At 51.8% G+C, this 20,015-nt stretch carries 15 protein-coding genes; 13 read left to right on the forward strand and 2 right to left on the reverse strand.

Features of this window, described 5'->3' with window-relative positions:
• Positions 1-187: 187 nt before the first annotated feature.
• The 3 genes from HII30_RS04355 to HII30_RS04365 all read left to right on the forward strand — a co-directional run bounded on the left by HII30_RS04355 (position 188) and on the right by HII30_RS04365 (position 3,530).
• A complete protein-coding gene (locus HII30_RS04355; RefSeq protein WP_169503793.1) occupies positions 188-1,078 on the forward strand; it encodes a pectinesterase family protein in 891 nt (296 codons plus the stop codon).
• Positions 1,079-1,206: 128 nt separating this feature from the next.
• Positions 1,207-1,722, forward strand: a complete 516-nt coding sequence (locus HII30_RS04360) for a DUF4241 domain-containing protein (protein WP_169503794.1) — start codon at positions 1,207-1,209, stop codon at positions 1,720-1,722.
• Positions 1,723-1,919: 197 nt separating this feature from the next.
• The gene (locus tag HII30_RS04365) at positions 1,920-3,530 is read left to right on the forward strand and encodes a copper amine oxidase N-terminal domain-containing protein (protein WP_169503795.1); all 1,611 of its coding nucleotides are present in this window, start codon (positions 1,920-1,922) and stop codon (positions 3,528-3,530) included.
• Here the strand turns inward: HII30_RS04365 and HII30_RS04370 are convergent.
• Positions 3,514-3,693, reverse strand: coding sequence for a hypothetical protein (locus tag HII30_RS04370; protein WP_169503796.1), 180 nt, complete (start codon positions 3,691-3,693; stop codon positions 3,514-3,516). The two genes, HII30_RS04365 and HII30_RS04370, sit on opposite strands and share 17 nt — an antisense overlap.
• A gap of 223 nt (positions 3,694-3,916) precedes the next feature.
• Positions 3,917-4,801, reverse strand: coding sequence for a glycine betaine ABC transporter substrate-binding protein (locus tag HII30_RS04375; protein WP_281363426.1), 885 nt, complete (start codon positions 4,799-4,801; stop codon positions 3,917-3,919).
• A gap of 371 nt (positions 4,802-5,172) precedes the next feature.
• On the opposite strand from HII30_RS04375, the gene HII30_RS04380 reads away from it, so the two are divergent.
• The 10 genes from HII30_RS04380 (at position 5,173) to HII30_RS04425 (ending at position 20,010) form a co-directional block, all read left to right on the forward strand.
• Entirely contained in the window at positions 5,173-5,754 is a 582-nt protein-coding gene (locus tag HII30_RS04380) for a hypothetical protein (RefSeq protein ID WP_246246101.1), read from the forward strand.
• A 198-nt stretch (positions 5,755-5,952) separates the two neighbouring features.
• A complete protein-coding gene (locus HII30_RS04385; protein ID WP_169503798.1) occupies positions 5,953-7,137 on the forward strand; it encodes a GTP-binding protein in 1,185 nt (394 codons plus the stop codon).
• Positions 7,134-7,931, forward strand: a complete 798-nt coding sequence (locus HII30_RS04390) for an AAA family ATPase (RefSeq protein WP_169503799.1) — start codon at positions 7,134-7,136, stop codon at positions 7,929-7,931. Before HII30_RS04385 ends, HII30_RS04390 begins: the two co-directional genes overlap by 4 nt.
• A gap of 362 nt (positions 7,932-8,293) precedes the next feature.
• Positions 8,294-9,157, forward strand: a complete 864-nt coding sequence (locus tag HII30_RS04395) for an ABC transporter permease (protein WP_246246132.1) — start codon at positions 8,294-8,296, stop codon at positions 9,155-9,157.
• 2 nt (positions 9,158-9,159) lie between these two features.
• Entirely contained in the window at positions 9,160-10,029 is an 870-nt protein-coding gene (locus HII30_RS04400; protein WP_169504081.1) for a carbohydrate ABC transporter permease, read from the forward strand.
• Positions 10,030-10,301: 272 nt separating this feature from the next.
• Positions 10,302-11,858, forward strand: a complete 1,557-nt coding sequence (locus tag HII30_RS04405) for an extracellular solute-binding protein (RefSeq protein WP_169503801.1) — start codon at positions 10,302-10,304, stop codon at positions 11,856-11,858.
• Between the two features lie 35 nt (positions 11,859-11,893).
• Positions 11,894-13,225 carry a Gfo/Idh/MocA family protein gene (locus HII30_RS04410; protein ID WP_169503802.1) on the forward strand — a complete coding sequence of 444 codons (1,332 nt, stop codon included), beginning with the start codon at positions 11,894-11,896 and terminating at the stop codon, positions 13,223-13,225.
• Positions 13,126-15,450 carry a glycoside hydrolase family 88/105 protein gene (locus tag HII30_RS04415; protein ID WP_343045064.1) on the forward strand — a complete coding sequence of 775 codons (2,325 nt, stop codon included), beginning with the start codon at positions 13,126-13,128 and terminating at the stop codon, positions 15,448-15,450. The genes HII30_RS04410 and HII30_RS04415 overlap by 100 nt, the downstream gene beginning before the upstream one ends.
• A gap of 116 nt (positions 15,451-15,566) precedes the next feature.
• Entirely contained in the window at positions 15,567-17,990 is a 2,424-nt protein-coding gene (locus tag HII30_RS04420) for an AraC family transcriptional regulator (RefSeq protein WP_169503803.1), read from the forward strand.
• Positions 17,953-20,010 carry a glycoside hydrolase family 65 gene (locus tag HII30_RS04425; protein ID WP_169503804.1) on the forward strand — a complete coding sequence of 686 codons (2,058 nt, stop codon included), beginning with the start codon at positions 17,953-17,955 and terminating at the stop codon, positions 20,008-20,010. Before HII30_RS04420 ends, HII30_RS04425 begins: the two co-directional genes overlap by 38 nt.
• The last annotated feature ends 5 nt before the right edge of the window (positions 20,011-20,015 follow it).

Raw genomic sequence — 20,015 nt, forward strand, 5'->3', positions numbered from 1 at the left:
ATGCATAAACTTACTATAAAGCAAAAAAGTATTAAAAAGATATATAAAAACATCAAAAGTAGAGGAATAAGGAAATCAGAAGGGATATAATGGGGGATGCTTAATTGCCGCATTTCAGCAGTATAGACAGCAGGAGAGATCGCACCTAATAAAATTAAATTGGATGAACAGGAAGGGGTTTATTAATATGCTGATTACAGTTGCAAAAGACGGAACGGGCGACTGCCTTACTCTGCAGGAGGCACTAGACAACATACCGGAAGAGCATGATATTGTGGTCACGATACGAATCAAGCCCGGAGTATACGAAGAGAAAGTGACGGTTGCCTCAGGTGCCCCGCCGATTCTTCTGTTGGGTGAAGATCCGCAGTCCACTATACTGAGCTGGTCGGATAACGCCCATACACTGGGTCCGGATGGGGAGCCGCTTGGTACGTTCCGTTCAGGCACCCTGAATGTGTTTGCAGAGCGGTTTACGGCGGAAAATTTGACCATTCGCAATGCCTCTGGACCGGGGACCGGACAGGCGGTAGCTGCGTTTGTGAATGCGGGTTATGCTGTTTTTCGCAGGGTTAGACTGCTTGGAGATCAGGATACGCTTTATACTGGACAGGGAAAACAATATTATAATGAATGCTATATTGAAGGCGATGTAGACTATATTTTCGGCGCAGCTACCGCGGTCTTTGATCATTGCCAAATACATACTAAGCGGTCACGAGGTTACATTACAGCTGCCTCGACACCGGAGGGTACATCGTTCGGATACGTATTCTTGGACTGTGAGATTACCAGCGGAGAAGGTGTAGGAGAGGTCTATCTTGGGCGTCCATGGCGGTCTTATGCCCATACTGCCTTTATCCGAACCGTTATGGACAACTCTATCATTCCTGAAGGTTGGCATAATTGGGGGCAGCCGGACAGAGAACGCACCAGTCGATACGAAGAATTTGAAAGCACCGGCCCTGGTGCCAATCCACAGTCTCGGGCAGCCTGGTCCCGGCAGCTGACTGCTAAGGAGGCTTCAGAATACCGGGTATTTAACATACTGGGTGGCTGGCATCCTGAAGGATATTGACATTATGATTAGCTGCTGGGACAAAAAGGATACGAGCGGCGCTCCACCCATATTCATGAACCATGTGAGCGAGAGGCAGGGTATTGTAGAATGTAACTGAACATTTTTTACAACAGGAGGAATTCTCATTGATCATTTCATTAGGTAATTTCGAAGTAAGCTCTGGACAGCTGGTTGCAGCGGACCCTTGTAATGACTTGGACACAAACAGCATCATTATGGGTGTGTTGGAGCCTGCCTTAAATGGAACGTGGGCTTCTGAGGTTGAGAAAATAGAGCTCCCTGACTGGGGCGAAGCAAACGCCAAGTTAACGGTATATCACGAATCTGCAGCAGCACAAAAAGAAACGTTGGCTTGGATCAAGTGTCCTTTTATCGCCGGTGTGGACAGCGGGCAGGCCGGAGTTTTCGATGTGTCCAAATACCGGATTGCGGATGCAGCTGCGCCACAGGACAACCCTGCCGGAGATACGAATTGGTACGATATCTGCTGTGATATTACCGAAAGCGGAGAAGAAGCGGGGGTCCTGGACGGTGGCGCGGTATCACGAACCGGAATTGGTGATGGAGCCTATGGTGTGTACAAGGCAGTGAACGACCAAAGCCAGATCATCGGTGTAAAAATTGTGTTTATTAAAAGTTGAGCTGTTGATTGTTCGAATGAGAATGAAATTAACTCAACAAAAGGAATTGAAATTTCAACTCAATTGGCCCAGGAAACGGATCTTGGACAGCAGATACTCCGACAAAAATAAAGTTTTTTCTCCTTAAGGTGATCCAAACTTCAAAACCCTTCGTAAGTTAGGACAAGATCACCACACACTAAGGAGATGAGAACAAGATGAAGCTGAAAAAAGTATTAGGTACATGCATGGCAGCGGTGCTGCTGGTTCCCTCGATGGCGATGGCTGCTCCTGCACCAAGCGCGTCTGCAGCATCGGTTACACCTACGGTAAAGACACCCGCGGCGGATTTGCGGATGACGTTCAGCGAACTGCTGGCGGCGCACTTTGAATACCAGGTGATGACGACGCTCAAGGAATACCAGAACGCGGAAGACGCTGATCTGGCCCAGGACATGCTGGAGGCTAACGCAGAGGAAATGGTCAAAGCGGTACAGTCTCTGTACGGAGCGGAAGGCGCGAAGCAATTCGAAGAAATTTTCTCATCCCAATATGAAGACAGTGCAGGTCTCGGAATGGCTGTTCGCAGCAAAAATATGAATGAAGAGAACAGAGTGAAGGATGAGCTCCTCCAAGACTTCCCATCAGAACTGGGCGGCTTCCTGAGTACCGCTACAGGTGGAAACCTGCCGGCCGGCACGGCGACCCAAGTCTTGATGGCGCATGAGAAGGATGTGCAGGACGTCTTCTACAACTATATCAACGGTAACTATGAAGAAGCGTATCAAGCATATGATGAAGGCTACAAGCGCATGTTCGTCATCGGTGAAGCTTTATCCGGTGCCATCGTGAAGCAGATGCCGGAGAAGTTTGATCATACGAAGGTCGATACACCGGCTGCCGATTTGCGTGCGACGTTCAGTCAGCTTCTCGGTGCACACTTTAATTATCAGGTTATGACTTCACTGAAGCAGTATCAACAGGCTGCGGATGCAGGCGTGGCAGCAGACATGCTGGAAGCCAATGCGAATGAAATGGTGCCGGCCATCCAGTCGCTGTACGGTAAGGCGGGTGCAGACCAGTTCGCGAAAATCTTCTCCAGTCAGTACAAAGACAGCACCAGTATTGGTGAAGCTATCCGCAGTGGTAACATGAATGACATTCAGCAAGCACAGGACAATGTCCTGAAGGATTTCCCGATGGAGCTTGGCGGTTTCCTGGCAGCAGCAACAGAAAATAATCTTCCGGCTGCCACTGCAACCAATGTGCTTATGGCACATGAGCAGGATGTTATTAATGTAGTGAACAACTTCAAGAACAAGCAGTATGCACAAGCATATCAAGCTTTTGAGGAAGGCCATGGGCGTATGTTTGACATTGGTGAGGCTCTGTCCGGAGCTATCGTGACGCAAATGCCAGAGAAATTTGGCGGTACCGTGACACCGGAGCCTATGGGTCCGATGAAGATTTGGCTCGGCATTAATGATCATATCATCAAAGTCGATGACAAGCAGATCAAGATGGATGTAACACCGTTTGTAGACAAAGGCACAACCTATGTACCGCTTCGTTTCTTGAGTGAAGCGATTCAAGCCGACATCAGCTGGAACAACAAGACCAAGACGGCTTGGGTGATGATCGGGGAAGATAAGGCCGCATTCTGGCCAGGCGTCGATTACGTTGAGCTGAATGAACAAAAGCTGAACATTGGTAAGGATGTTATGATCCGTGACGGACGTGTTCAGGTACCGCTTCGCTTTATGGCGGAATTGCTGGACTGGAAAGTAAGCTATGATAAGAATACGCATGGAGTTACACTGACCCGATAACAAACAGCTGGATACCGTAATCTGTTTCAGCAATCGGAAGATACCAGATACCACATACAACACGACCAATCAGATACCAACAAACCCATACCTCACACCTTGTTTTATCATATTCGGCAGGCCGGTACATCGAAAATCCGGGTCTGCCGATCCAACAACCCATATGAGTCAGGCAGGACAAGGATTCACCTTGTCCTGCCTGTTTTCTTTCTGCTCATGCCCTTTGACAAAGAATTGCTGCAGTTGAAAGGACAGCGTTTTGTATGCTGTGATAAAAGCTGCAAAAGGAGACGGCGTATGAAAGGGATCAGGCTCATTGAAGGCAGATTGCTGTATAAGAAAAGGTGTCCCTGAACAGTCAGAGACACCTTTTCTTTAGCCTTCGGTCAAGATTGCAGATCCTCGATTGAATTCACATCTTCCATATAAGCAGGGACAGCCAAACCGGATTTTACATTAACCATATTAGCTCCCAGATCATCGAGCTGCTCTCCGTACTCTTTCCAATAATCGGAATGAGTGATAGGCAGCCAGGCTGCTACAATGGCATCCACATCACCGTTGGCGACACCGAGCCACATGGGGCCAATCTCTACCTGCAGTGCTTTTGCTTCGTAACCCAGCTTCTCTTCCAGCACATAGCGAACCACATTGGTGCTTGCAAGCTCGGAATCCCATGCTACATAACTAAGTGCAAAAGGATCACCGTCTACGGGCTCCAGACCATCAATCCATTCCTGCACCTTATCTGTATTTTCATTGACCCATTTAGCGGCAGCTTCTTCCGGTTCCATGCCATTCTGGATATCGACCATGACTTCTCCCATGTCATCAGATGCCCAGTTAAAGCGGTCCAGAAACTCATAAGCCACCGGATGATCATCCTGCAGTCCCAGTCGAGCAATGGTGTGAATTTCTTCTGGTTCACCGTAAGTCAGTTTCGGGTCATCTAAATATTTCAAATCATATTTGTTGAACATCCAGTGTGGAGACCAGGCCACAAAGACAATAGGCTCCTTATTTTTATAAGCCTTGTCGAGCTGAGCTGTCATGCCAGCGGCCGAGCCTTCTGTTAAAGTCCACTCAGATAAGTTATAATCTTCCATAGCCTGAGCTGAAAGTCTCATAAGACCAGAGCCCGGATCAGTTCCAGTGATCGTATAATCAACCTGCTCTCCTACGGATATTTCATCACCCTCAGCAGGGCTGGAAGAACATGCTCCTAATACTAGTAATGCTGCTAAACTTGCAAAAACCAACCATATTTTCATTTTCTTCATTTTTCGTTTCCCCTCTAGATAGTCGTTTAGATTCCGGCTCACATTCTGCAGAAATGTAGACACTACTTGACGAAATTCGACAGTCGTTTTGTTATTTCGACAACATCGACATGATAACAAAGAATGAAATCGATCTCAAATAAAAACAAAGTTTATAGCGAACATACAGAGAAAACTGAATTTAATAAACGCTAATATGCTTGCTAGTTCTCTTTCATAATCCCGTATGCTTGTCTTTCATCCTTACAGAAAAAAATTAAAGTTTTTTTCATATTCACTCCTTTCAACAGTCTTAATATTGAAATATGTTCCAATTAAATGAGGGATTAATCACAGGATCAGGCAGCTGAATTTAGGAAGAAATGAACCCTATCATAGGAAGTGAGGTGCTGTATAAAATGGAAAAGAGGAGAACATTGCTGCTCACATTCGGCCACAATCTGGATCACAGCAACATCCATGCGCTGGTTCAAGACCGCTTGGCCAAGAATAAGGGCGGCTTGCAAAAGGATTATTTTGACCCTGTACTTCATAAAGGCGCCGAGGTTATTCTGAACTACCGTACCATCGACACCAACTTTAACCGGATCTCGGACAAGTATTATTTGGATGACTACCACCTCACCGAATCTCAAATCAATGGCTTCCAGTATTCGCTGCAGCGATTAAAAGGATGCCATGTCTTTTGTGAACCGAGAATTCGGGGGCATGCCTACGCTGTGGTCAAGGGAATAGAGTTTTCATTTTATGTGCACAGGTCCTTGGACGGCATAGATTATCTTTTCCCGCAATACTGGGAGGATGCCAATGCAGACCAGATCGTGAGGAGGCAGCTGCCTAAACTGCCGGAGCATGAACAGTTTCTGGAGATGCCTGCAGCGATAAGTGATGCTGAAAAAGACGAAATCAAAATGAGCTGGATCCTTAAGCTGGTAGAGTTCTAACGGGGACGTTCTCCGTCGGTCACTTCACCCTTCTACACTGCAAAAACCGATAGAAGCGCAGGATGATCTCCTGAGTCTTCATCGGTTTTTTTATGTTCTCGTTTGACAGAATGAACAATACAAATTATATTAATCAATGTAAATCGTAAATATTACGAATAAAACATAAAAAAGGATATATAACGGAGCAGATCAATCATGACCCAAAATAAAATTCCCGTCACGGTGCTCAGCGGCTATCTGGGCTCAGGTAAAACGACCGTGCTCAATCATGTACTAAATAACCGCCAAGGCTTGAAGGTGGCTGTCATTGTAAATGACATGAGTGAGATTAATATCGATGCTGCGCTGGTCAAAGGAGAGGCAAGCTTGTCGCGGACCGAGGAGAAGCTGGTCGAGATGACCAATGGCTGCATATGCTGCACACTGCGTGATGACTTAATGCAGGAAATCGAAAAGCTGGTGAACGAGGGGAGATTTGACTACATATTGATTGAATCCACGGGGATCAGCGAGCCGATTCCGGTAGCGCAGACTTTTACCTATGCGGATGAAGAAACAGGCATAGACTTAACGCATCTGGCAAGGCTTGATTGCTTAGTCACTGTAGTGGATGCCAACCGGTTCTGGCACGATTTCGCCTCAGGGCAAAGTTTGCTTGACCGCAATCAAAGCGCAAGGGAAGACGACACCCGCGATGTTGTCGATCTGTTAATAGACCAGATCGAAACCTGTGATGTCCTGCTTCTGAATAAATGTGATCTTGTGGAGGAAGACGAGCTGAACAAGCTGGAGGCTGTCCTTCGGAAGCTGCAGCCTGGTGCCAAGCTCATCCGTACCCGTCATGGAGAGATTGATCCGGCTGAGATACTGAATACCGACTTGTTTGATCTGGAGCGTGTAAGCATGTCAGCCGGCTGGATTCAGGAGCTGCAGAAGGAGTCACATACACCGGAGACCGAAGAATACGGCATCAGCTCCTTCGTGTACCGACGCCGAAGACCGTTTCATCCGGCAAGACTGGCAGAATATATGGGCGATTGGCCGGAGCAGGTCGTTCGGGCTAAGGGGTTAATATGGCTTGCGGCAGCTGGAGATGCCGCGGCAAGCTTAAGCCAGGCCGGACCCTCGATACAATTTGGCCCCGCAGGATTGTGGGTAGCCGCACTGCCTGAAGCAGAGCGGGAAGAAATTTTGGCTGCCGAAGACGATGTTCGGACAAAATGGGATCCGCAATGGGGAGATCGGCAAACCGAATTGGTGCTGATCGGTATAGACCTGAAGCAAGAAGATACGGAAGCTGTACTCGACCGCTGTCTGCTCACCGATGAAGAAATGTCGATGGATTGGGAGCAGTTCGAGAACCCGCTGCCATGGCAATGAGTAAAAACAGCACAGCCCAGCGCCTTCCACGCGCGAAAGGCATGGATATGGCGGACGTATATTTGCCCAAAGAATGTTCCAAGAAGGTCAGACATTTAATCCTGCCTGAGGTCAACCAACGAATCGTGGATGAGTTTATTGAGATCCTGGGCATGCGGGAGGAATTTGAGAACCATGGCGTTCCGATTCCTAATAAAATCGTCATGTACGGCCCGCCGGGCACCGGCAAAACCTTAACGGCGTTCTACATGGCTAAATCGCTGGACCTTCCGCTCGTTCTGGTTCGCCTGGATGCCATTATCCACAGCCATCTGGGTGAAACCGGGAGCAGCATCCGTAAAATATTTGATTATGCCAGAACATTTCCCTGTGTTTTGTTCCTTGACGAATTCGATGCCATTGCCCGTACAAGAGATAACAATGATGAGGTTAAAGAAATGGCGCGCGCGGTCAATACTCTGCTTCAATGCCTGGATGACTTCGGTGATCGAAGCGTGATTATGGCGGCTACGAATTTAGAAAAGGACCTGGACCAGGCAATCTGGCGCCGGTTTGATACCAGACTTGTATACCCATTGCCCAAGCAGGCAGAACGTATGAGCTATATCGGACTCTTGATTGGGGAATTCCCTTGTGATCCAGAGGTCATTTCGTGGGCCAGTGAACAGCTGGCAGCCTGCAGCTTTGCTGATATTGAGCAGATGATCCTGAAAGCCAAGCGAAAAGCTGTCATCGAACGGGAAACCCTCCGGCTTAAGCATGTCCAGGGTGCGATCGAGGAGTACAAGCCTTGATTTCCGCCAACCTGAAACTGTATTCCAAATAAACCTCTGACCTTATTTTCCGGTCAGGGGTCTTTGATTTTAGCACACACCATTCTTCCAGGTACCTAACCATCCTTCCATCCCATTTCTGTCCAATGTGCCATAAACGCTGTTATACCGCGGATTCACAGATTTGCGCATTCCTTGGAAGATGTAATGATTGTGCAGGCTGGACGCTGAAGGGTACGATGTCGGTGACAACAAGGAAGGGAGGCTAGGCAGCCATGTCCACAGCACCGGTTCCAGCGGAACAGGGGCAACCCGCTCATACGGAAGCCCGCACGGAACGTCAGACGAAGAACCGGATACTATCCCATTTGCGGAAGCAGTGGATGCTGTATCTGATGATTGCTCCAGGTATCGTGTACTATATTGTGTTCAAATACGTACCGCTGGCAGGGAGCATGATTGCATTTCAGAACTATCAGATTTTTAACGGGATTCAGGGAAGTCCATGGGTAGGGTTCGATAATTTCATCTATCTGTTCACATACCCGGACTTTTACATCGTCCTGCGTAACACCGCCCTGATCGCCTTGTATCAGCTGGTATTCGGATTTCCGGCACCGATCATATTGGCGCTGCTGTTCAATGAAGTCAGGCTGATGCTGGCGAAACGTACGCTCCAGAGCCTGTTTTACCTGCCGCATTTCCTCTCATGGGTCGTCGTCGGCGGTATCGTCTTCGAATTGCTGTCGTCCCAAGGGATGGTGAACCAGCTGCGGGGACTGTTCGGTCTGGAACCCATTCTGTTCATGCAGCAGGAAGGCTTTTTCCGCTCCATCGTGGTGGTGTCGGGCATTTGGAAGGAAGTCGGCTGGGGCACGATTATTTATCTCGCAGCGATTGCCGGCATCAATCCCAATTTGTATGAAGCCGCAGTTATGGACGGGGCGAACCGGTGGAAGCAGATCATGTATATCACCATTCCATCCATGGCGCCTACGATTCTGGTGCTCTTCCTGCTGAACATCGGCAACTTTCTGGAGCTGGGCTTTGACCAGATCTACAACCTGCTGACGCCAATGACCTATTCGGTCGGCGATATTATCGAGACTTATGTATACCGGGCGGGCGTACTGCAGGGACAGTACAGCGTCACCACGGCGATCGGACTGTTCCAGTCGGTCATCGGGTTTGTGCTGCTCTATATTTTTAACCGTCTGGCACGCAAGTCGGAACAGGGGTTATGGTAATGATGAGACAATCAACAGGAGAAAAGGCGTTTCAATGGATTAACTATATGGTGCTGGCTGCGGCTGCGGCAACGATGATCACTCCGCTGCTCCATCTGCTGGCGATGTCCTTCAGTTCCCCGATCGCGGCGGATTCGAAGCAGGTGTTTCTGTTCCCGGTCGACTTTACGACCGCCTCTTGGGAGCAGATCTTGCAAAACGGAGAGCTCTGGCGCTCATTCGGCATTACGCTGTTCATTACAGTAGCCGGTACCCTTATTAGTATGCTATTTTCAATCATGACAGCGTTTCCACTTTCACGGAAAGATTTCTGGTTGCGCAGGCCGGTCATGCTGGGCATCGTCATTACGATGATCTTCAATGCGCCGATGATCCCGTTTTTCCTGACAGTCCGTGAGCTGGGCATGATGAACTCCTTGTGGGCGCTGATTATCCCCGGTGTGATCGGGACCTTTAACATGATTATCATCCGGACGTTTTTTATGGGCATTCCCAAAGAGCTGGATGATTCGGCCCGAATCGACGGCTGCCACGAGTTCCGGCTACTGTTCCAGATTTATCTCCCGCTGTCTAAACCTGTGCTGGCCACGGTCGGCCTGTTCTATGCGGTGGGATACTGGAACACATTCCAGCGTGCGGTGCTGTTTATCCGTGATCCGGAGAAGTGGCCGCTGCAAATGAAGCTTCGCGCCTATCTAACCTCACCGGAGGAGCTGGCAGCTGTGAACATGTTCCTGGGTGATTACAATTTCAACACGACGACGCTGAAAGCAGCGACGATCATCTTCGCGACGCTTCCAATCATTATGGTATATCCGTACCTGCAGAAATACTTCGTCAAGGGCTCCCTCCTGGGATCCTTGAAAGAATAGCAGCTGTATAGACTGAGAATAAATTCACATGTCTAACGTAGAGTGAGAACCAATCTGGAGAAGCGGAGCGGTCGCTCAAAGCTTTCCGAAGGAAAGCTAGCATCGGAAGCATACGCTATCACTGAATTTTCCCGCTTGAGGTGTAATAAAATCGAAAAAAATTCGGGGATAACAGCGATCGGAAGATGGTTCTCAATCGAAGTGGACCGGTGTGATTTATAACTTCAGTGAATACAGCAGGAATTTGTTCATAGATGAAGGGAGAGGGATTTATGTTCAAGTGGTTCAGAAACCGGCCGGCCAAGCAGGCCATGGCTGCCATCCTGGCGTGTACGATGATTGCGGGCTGCGGTGGAGGCGGATCGGGCAATACAGCTGAAAATAATCAAGATCCAGGAGCCGGAAGCGAGGGGCCGGTGCCCATTAAAGTATTCAAAAGCCATATTGGTATCGGTAAAATTCCGGGCAGTGATGATCCGCATGTTAAATATGTAGCAGAGCAAACCGGGGTGGAGTATAAGCTGATTACGACACCCCCGGGCTCCGAGCCCTCCGAGTATATCAACTTAATGATTGCCTCGGATGACCTTCCGGACATTCTCCGTCCGATCGGCGGGATTGAGCAGACGCTGATACAACAGGGCGGGGCGCTGGCGCTGGATGAACTGCTGCCAGAATATGCTCCGAATGTATGGAAGAACATCCCTCAGGAGGCCTGGGACATTGTACGGTCTGCTTCAGAAGACGGCAAAATCTATTACGTGCCAAAAGTGTTTCTTGTGCCAGAGCGCGCGCCGATGATCCGCAAGGACTGGCTCGAGGCAGTCGGAATGGAGATGCCGGCGACCGTGGAAGAGTACAAGGATGTGCTGCGGGCCTTCCGGGATAAGGATCCGAACGGCAACGGCAAAGCCGATGAGCTGCCTACAAGCGGCCGGGAATTCGGACGCTGGATGGATCATCTGTTTGCCATGTATGGTGTAGCCATGTGGGAAGGATACCCGGAGTGGGATACTTACGACGGTGAAATTCAGTATGCCGGGATTACCGAGAATATGAAGGCCTCCATCCTTTTCGCCCGCGAGCTGTACGAGGAGAAGCTGCTTGATAATGAGACTTTCCTGAACAAAGGCGATGTATGGACAGCCAAAATCAACAACAACCTCGTCGGCAGCTGGTATCATCTTCCTGCCAATATTCGCGACCGTCTGACTGCGATGCGTCAGGGAGCGCCCGATGCTTACATTGCAGGTATGCCGCTCCCCAAAGTGGAAGGGTTTGAAGGTTATGTGACCCAGAAGAGCATGGGTGAACCGGAATGGGTCATTCCGAAAGCATCGGAAGGAAAGGCTCCGGATGCGCTGAAGCTGCTGGATTTCTTCTATGACAAGCAGCATGAGGAATTCGTGCGTTTTGGCATCGAAGGCGCGCAGCATGAGGTCGTGGACGGCAAGAAAGTACTTCTTCCGCCAAGCGATGACAGACCGATTCCGCTGGGCATGCGCAACCTGACGACGAAAGAGGACATGGACGTCCGAATCGAACAGACGATTCCGGAAGATATGCAGCAGATGGTAAGGGATATGTTTGAAGTGAGTACGGCAGATGCGAGAAGAATTGCGGGCGATGGGCTGCCGAGCACGGTGTACGAGGGCTTCCCGGATATCCAGTCACACAAGCTGTTCCAGGAGTATTCCACCAAGATCATTATCGGCGAATGGCCGATCGAGAAATTTGATGAGTTCAAAGAGCGCTGGTATCAGTCCGGAGGCGAAGAAGTAACGAAACGCGTCCAGGAATGGTATGCCAAAACCAATCAGCAGCAGTAATCCATATCACAATCCTATCGCAGAAAGGGGATTCCATGAAAAGAAGACGATATGCCATATGCGGTCTAAGCGGCCGGGCCCTGGGCCAATTCGCGAAGCCGATCCTGACCACTTTTGCTGGCGGCAGTGAGCTGGTGGGTCTGCTCGATCCCGATCTTGCCCGGTTTGAAGTGTTCCGCTCCAGATTTCCGGAGCAGGCCGATATTCCGGCCTACGGTGAGGATGAATTTGTCCGGATGGTGGAGGAGACCCGTCCGGACTGCATTATTGCCGCAGGGCGGGATGATACGCATGCACGATATATTTTGTCGGCGCTTCAGATGGATCTGGATGTCATTAGCGAGAAACCGATGGCCACCACCGGAGAGGACAGCCGCCAGATTCTAGAAGCAGAAAGCAGGAGCAAAGGCACGGTAACCGTGACCTTTAACTACCGATATGCTCCCATCCATACGAAGATCAAGGAAATGGTCTCGGAAGGCCGGCTTGGACGGATCACCTCCGTAGACTTGAACTGGTACCTGGATACGTATCACGGTTCCAGCTACTTCAAGCGCTGGAACCGTGAGCGGGCTTTGTCCGGCGGGCTGTCGATCCACAAAAGCACACATCACTTCGATCTGGCCAGCTGGTGGATTGGACAGAAGCCGGCTGAGGTATTTGCGTACGGCGCTCTGAATTACTACGGAGCGGATAGTGAATGGAACCCGGAGCGAGAGGATGGCCGTCATTGCGGCACCTGCGATGTCAGCAGTCAGTGTGCCTACTACTCCAGATGGAATGCAAGAAGTAAAAAGCTCGCCGTCCAGGATGACCATCTGGGTTCACTGGGCGGGCAGCAGGGTGCCTTTCCATATACAGGCTACCGTCCGGACCGCTGCGTTTTCGACTCGGATATTGAAATTGAGGACACTTACGCCGCGGTCGTCCGTTACGATGGCGGTGCCATGATGAGCTATTCGGTGAATTTCTCACTTCCTTATGAAGGTTACCGCCTTGCCATCAATGGAACCAAAGGCCGGCTGGAGACCGTGGAATATCATATTCCCTCCCGGATTCCATTTCCGACACCGGTTCAGACGATTGACTATTTCCCGCTGTTCGGATCCAAAGAGACGATCCATGTTGTTCAGCGGGAAGGCAGACATGGCGGCGGAGACCCGCTGCTGCTGGAGGACTTATTCATGGGAGAGGACAGCAGCAGGCCGTTCCGCATCTTATCCGGAGCGGAGGACGGTGCTTATGCGGTAGCCACTGGAGAAGGTGTGTGGCGTTCGGCTCAGGAAAACCGTCCGGTGAGATTGTCCGAGATGCTGGGCAGCTCCCCGCAGCAGGAGCTCGCCGTGAACAGGAAGGGGGGCGTATGATGCAGCAGCGTTATTTTGATCAGGAAGAAAGCATTGCGAGGCATACAGCCAGCCCGGGGATCGAGCATGTACTCACCGTGATGGCCCAGCGGTATATCGGAAGCCATCCGATGCATGGTCCTGTCTACCGCGTGACCCGGAAACAGCCGATCCGAAAGGGAGAGGATCACCGGTATATATTTCCCGGTGAGGACTTGTTTCCTGAGGATGATGCGGGTCAGCATGTATACGCTTGGGGAAAGCTGTGGATCGAAGAAGCCCAGAGCTTTATCTTTACGCTTTCCTGCCTCGGGCCAGTCAAATTGCATCACAACGGAATTCAAGTGTTCGGATCCTCTTCTGAAGAGGAAGATGGCCGGCAGCTGAAGCTGAAGCTTTCGCTGACAAAGGGCTGGAATCATATGGTGCTGGAGCTGGGCCGCGGACAGGGTGCGGTGTTTGGAACCAGCAACCGTAAGAACTTTCCTTATCATTTCCTCGCTCCCTCCTTAGAGCGGGAGGGTGAAGAAGGGTGGCTGTATACCAGGCCGACGGATAAAGTGCTTCCATGGCTTCCGGACACCTCGGTGCCGGAAGCCGCCACAGGGATGAAGTGGCTGCCGGAAGATGCAGCTGCGCTGGACAGTACTGCAGAGGATGAAACATCAGGGGGCAGGGCTCCGGGCGGACAGATGCTGCAGCTGTACGGCCATCATGAGGGAGCGGGCGCGTATGCCTGGACCAAAGTCAGCACCGCTGCCGGTACTGCGGGCGGCGTGCTGACGGGAACGGCATACAGTCCGATCCGTGTCCTCTTGAATGGGGAAGAGGTGTACCGCCAAGACGAGCCGGGCGCATTTCATGTGACTGTAGAGTTCTCGGAAGGCAAGGCTGCAGGTGATCTGTTCATCTATAGTGAATACGGAGCAGACGGCTGGGGCTTCTCGCTGGAGGAAACGCCGCTTACGGCCCAGCTTCAGCTTCAGTCACCCAGGAACGTCCTGGGAGCAAGGGAACCATGGCTGTATCTGGGTCCGTTGTCCGGAAGCCTGGAGCATGATCCTCTGTTGTACGCTGTCGAAGATCTGGTGAAGGATCCGGAAGGCGACAGCCCCCTGACCTGGCGGACGGCCCAGCCGGAAGGTTATGCCCGTCCTTTTCTGGAGAACGAGCTGTTCGGCCGCTGGAATTATCCGCTCGGCGTCACGCTGTACGGCCTGCTGACGACAGGACAGGGACTCTCCCGCCCGGACTATACCGACTATGTGAGGCGCCATGTGGAGTTCGCAACCTCGGCCTATGAATATTCATTATGGGACCGGGAAACGTTCGGCGCAGCCGGACTTAACAACCAGCTGTCCCATATCGACAGCCTCGATGACTGCGGCTCGTTCGGCGCACTCGCCATTCTTGCAGACCGGCTTGGTCCGCTGAAGGGTGCCAAGGTAGCTGCGGAGCATATTGCACAGTATATTTTGAGCCGGCAGGACCGCCTGCCGGATGGAGCGCTGTACCGCCGGGTGGGCGTGTCCGTCAGCATGAACAATACGATGTGGTGCGACGATATGTACATGAGTGTGCCATTCTTGTGCCGCTATGCCGAGCTGTCCGGCAATCCGCTGTATCTGTCGGAAGCAGCCGATCAACTGCTCCTGTACAAGAAATACTTATATATGCAGGACCGTCAGATCATGTCCCATGTGTATGATGTCGCACAGGGCAAGCCGACGCTGACACCTTGGGGACGGGGCAATGGCTGGGTCTTCTTCTCCCTGACCGAGCTGCTCGCTGTTCTGCCGGAGAAGCACCCATCATATGAGGATATATTGGTCTTTTACAGAGAACTGGCCGAGGGTTATCTCGCTCTTCAAGACGAAGAAGGCATGTGGCACCAGGTGCTGACTGATCATGAGTCTTACCCGGAAGCCTCCTGCACCTCGATGTTTATGTTCGGCTTTGCCCGCGGTGTGCGCTGCGGCTGGCTGGAAGATGGCGACCGCTATAAGCAGGCGGCCATATCCGCATGGGAGGGGCTGTGCCGGACTGCCATAGATAAGCATGGTAACCTGTACGGAGTCTGCCGGGGTTCCAGCTATTCGTTCACCAACCACTATTACAAGCACGAGCTGGGATGGCGTTTGAATGATACGCATGGCATCGGCATTGTAATGCTGGCTGGAATGGAAACCAGAGCGATGCTGCTGGACAGTGAAATAAAACAAAAGCTGGAGCATTCGGCAGGCTAGGGGTGTGCTGCAAAGCTTGCAGGGGATAGGGGACAGCTGTGCATCTTGTAAGCGGTTTCGAGCAAGGGATGGGTTCGCAGTATAATAGACAAATACTGTGAAAGGTGGTCATGCGCATGTGGCAATCGTTTACGAAGTGGCTTGGCTATACGCTTACCAATACGCAAACCCGGCTCGTCCTGTTCCTGACCGTGTCCGTATGCGTCCTTATTCTGACGGTGAGCCTGACATCCTATTTTTCCTCCAAATCGGTTCTCCAGAAAGAGCTGAGCGAGCCGCAGCAGCAGCTGCTCCAGATCAGCATGAATTTTATTGATGAGTATATCGATAAAAGCAACCAGATTGCCATCGCCGTCTCGCTGCATCCGAACATTTACAATTTTTTGACGGCCGAGAATCAGAGCTCCTACCGTAATATTTCTGAAATTTATACCTTTATGTCTACCCTGATCGAAAATACATCTTATATCGAAAGCATTTATGTACATGACCTTGAGCGCGGCAGCTTCGTTTCCATGCCCCAGGGATACAGCGCCAGCAGCCTTACTTTTGCAGACTCTGCCTGGATTGGTGTCGCAGAAGAGTTCGGTGACCGCAAGATGTTAGTCCGCGACCGGTCGGTTCCCTCCGGTTCAGGCTTTCGGGGCAATGGATCTGAAATTACGCTGTTTCGAAAAATTCTCATCCAAGGCCAGTTTAAGGGAATTGTGGCCATCAATCTGAAGGAAGAGGAGATCTTCGCCAAGCTGCATCCGCCCCAGCGGACAGGGCTGGACCGGACACGGTTTATTGTCGATACAGACGGCGGCATTCTGTACACCGTGCCGGGTGGTGGGCTGGATGGAGAGGGAATCCAGGCCATGGCGGAACTGGCAGTTATGAGTGAGCCTGGCAGCCATGGAAATGAGTACGGCAGTGAACCCGGCGATTTCCTGTATCAGGATCGTTCCTTTCTGGTAAACCGGCTGGATTCACCGCTGACCGGCTGGAAATACATATCTGCTGTATCCCAGGAGAGCCTGCTGGCCCAATCCAAAAGCATTCGCAATGCCGTGCTGTCCATTTCCGCAGCAGCCCTTCTGGTCGGCGTATTGGCGATCATGTATATCCAGACGCTCACATTCAGGCCGATCCGCCGGATTCAGCAGCTGTTCCGCAAGAACGAAAGCGAGCTGCCGGGCACGGACCTTCATCATCTGGAGCGCCTGACCACCGAGCTTCTCAGCGATCACGCCCAGCTCTCGCAGCTGATCCGGCAGACGATGCCGGAGGTTTCCTCCAAATTTTTGTATGACATTTACGTGGGAAACCGCTCTGGAATCCGCAGCATCCGGGATAAGTGGAGCAGCTGCTTTCAGGACTGGAGCAGTGAGCCTGTTCTGATTGCCGTGGTCTCCATCGATCAGTTTGAGTGCTGGTCACGACGGTACTCTGGAACTGACCGTTCTCTGCTAAAGTTTGCTCTGGCTAACATCATTACCGAGGTTCTTTCTCCGGCCTGGCGTTCGGAATGTTCCGATTTTGGCAAGGATAAGCTGGGCATCGTGCTCCAGCTGAAATCGGGTGATGAGCCGGGTGAACCATACCTGCAAAAAGCGGCGGATGTGGTAGATCGGATGCTGGGATTCAGCATCAGCATGGGGATCAGCGCTGTCCATGCGGATGCCGGGGAGCTGAAGCAGGCCATGCTGGAAGCAGATAATGCACTGGGATACCGGCTGTACCGGGGAAAGGGCAGCATTGTCTTTTTCCGCGAGGTGGCAGATCATGAGCCTGGGGAAAAGTCCGAAGGCACGGAAGCGGATTGGGCGGGAGAACTTGCTGCTGCGGTCGAAAGCGGCGATGAAACCCGAGTGCTGAATCTTGTCGTGGATCTCGGGGAGGAGCTGCGGACGGAGAATGACTATCCATCGAGAGTGATTCTGAAGCTAAGGCCCATTCAGGAACGGCTCCACCGGATCGGATTGCGGGAAGCAGTGGAACTGGAACGGGAAGAAGAGCCGCTTGAGGAACTGCATACCCTTACTCTGGAGGATATTCTGAAGGACTTCAGCCATGAAGCGGTGCAGCTGGCCCGGCGTTTCAACAGTCTGATGGAGAGCAAAGAGTTTGTGCAGTGCCGGAAGATGATTGAATTTATGAAACAGCATCTGGCCGAACCTGTCGGTATTCAGGAGATTGCGGACAGTGCAGGCATCAGTGTCAGTCTGGCAAGCCAGCTGTTCAAGCAGGAGATCAATGACACGATTTACGGATATTTTACAAAGTTGCGGATGGACCGTGCGGAGGAGCTGCTGGTAGATAGTGATGACCGGATCTCGGACATCGCCGGCAGGGTCGGTTATGTGCACGAGAACAGCTTTATCCGCGTGTTCCGAAAATATAAGAACATTACACCAGGCAAATACCGTGAAATGATGAAATACCGCAGCGGTCCCGATCAGGAATCACAAGAACACATAGGAATTACGGAATGGAAGGAGATGAATGATGCTAAACCACATGAAATTGAACCGAAAGCAAATCGTATCGCGCCATAACCCGGTCCTGACGAAGGCAGAGACGCTCGCTCCCCTGTCCATCGGTAACGGGGAGTTTGGCTTCAGCGTCGATGTGACGGGCTTGCAGACCTTTTATGAGGATTACGAAACCCCGCTTGGCACGCAGTCGAACTGGGGCTGGCATTATACCGGAGGACCGGGGCGCTGTACGGCAGAGGAAATTGTCTATCAGGAATTCGAAACGTATGGCCGCAAGGTGCCTTATCCGATGAAGCCGGAAGACCGGACAGAGGCATATCACTGGCTCCGCCAGAATCCGCATCGTCTGCAGCTGGGACAGATCGGCCTGAAGCTTAAGCATCGCGGCGGACAGGAGGTCCAGCTGCATGAGCTGGAAGATATCCGGCAGGAGCTGGATTTATGGAGCGGCATTATCACCAGCCGGTTCAGTGTGGATGGCCAGCCCGTTACGGTGGTGACGAGCTGCCATCAGGAGGTGGATGCTTTAGGGATTTCCATATCCTCACCGCTGATTCAGGAGGGGCGCCTTCAGCTGTTTACACGTTTTCCAGCTCCGGATATGACCCATACCAGCTGGTCGAAGGCGGTATTTCCGGGATGGGATCAGGATGAACGCCACCAGACGGAAGTGACCGGGCAGGAGCCGGGTGAGGCGCTGCTGAGCCGGAGTATGGATGAAGACCGTTATGAGATCCGGTGGACGTGGAGTGCAGGAAAGCTTGAGCGCACCGGGGTCCATGAGCTGATGCTGCACGGCTCGGATGGAACAGACCGTCTGGAATGTACGCTGACCTTTGCCTCTGCTGATCCCGTCCGTACCACCTTACAGCAGGTGGAGAATTCCAGCCGGGCAGGCTGGCAGTCGTTCTGGAAAAGCGGAGGTGCAGTGGATTTCTCGGGATCTGTGGATGAACGGGCGGGCGAGCTGGAGCGGCGAGTTGTATTGTCCCAGTATCTAACCGCCATTCATAGCAGCGGAGAGCTTCCGCCGCAGGAAACGGGCCTCATGTACAACAGCTGGTTCGGCAAAGCTCATCTGGAGATGCATTGGTGGCATGCGGTTCATTTTCCGCTGTGGGGCCGGGTATCCCTGCTGAAGAACAGCATGGACTGGTATCTCCGCATTCTGCCGCTGGCCAAGGAGCTGGCAGTCTCGCAGGGTTATGCCGGTGCCCGGTGGCCGAAGATGGTCGGCTTTGATGGACTGCAGAGCCCGTCCGCCGTAGCCGTGGGGCTGATCTGGCAGCAGCCGCATCCAATGACACTGGCAGAGCTGATCTATCGGGCTGAACCCGGCACTCAGACACTGGATCGCTATGCGGACATTGTATTTGAAGCCGCGGATTTCATGGTGTCGTATGCACATTTAAATCCGGAAAGGAACGCTTATGATCTCGGCCCGCCGCTCATTCCGGCACAGGAGTGCCATCCGATGCAGGGCAGTATGAATCCGCCGTATGAGCTGGAATATTGGAAATACGGTCTGGAAGTGGCTCAGCGCTGGGCTGAGCGCCTGGGACGTCCGGCTAATCCGGACTGGATGAGGGTGGCGGGGGCGATGGCGCGTCCGCCCCAGCAGGACGGGGTGTATTTGGCACATGAGCATTGTCCGGACACCTTTACGGAGAAGAACCACGATCACCCATCCATGGTGGGAGCCCTTGGCATGCTTCCGGGATCGCTTGTCGACCCTGAAGTGATGAGAAATACCTTGAAGCGGGTTCAGAAGGACTGGATATGGGAGTCCGCCTGGGGCTGGGATTTTCCGATGTGCGCCATGACCGCAGCAAGGCTCGGTGAGCGGGAGCTGGCTGTTGACTTTCTGCTGATGGAAGCAACGAAAAATAGATATCTGCCGAACGGACACAACTATCAGCGTCCGGGATTAAGCGTCTACCTTCCAGGCAACGGCGGCCTGCTGACTGCTGTCGCCATGATGGCATGCGGCTGGGATGGTGCCGATAACAAGGAACTTCCGGGCTTCCCGCAGGATGGAAGCTGGTCCGTGCAGTGGGAAGGGCTGCTGCCGCTGCTGTAATCTCT

This window comes from Paenibacillus lemnae (assembly GCF_012933385.1).
GTDB lineage: Bacteria > Bacillota > Bacilli > Paenibacillales > Paenibacillaceae > Paenibacillus_AQ > Paenibacillus_AQ lemnae.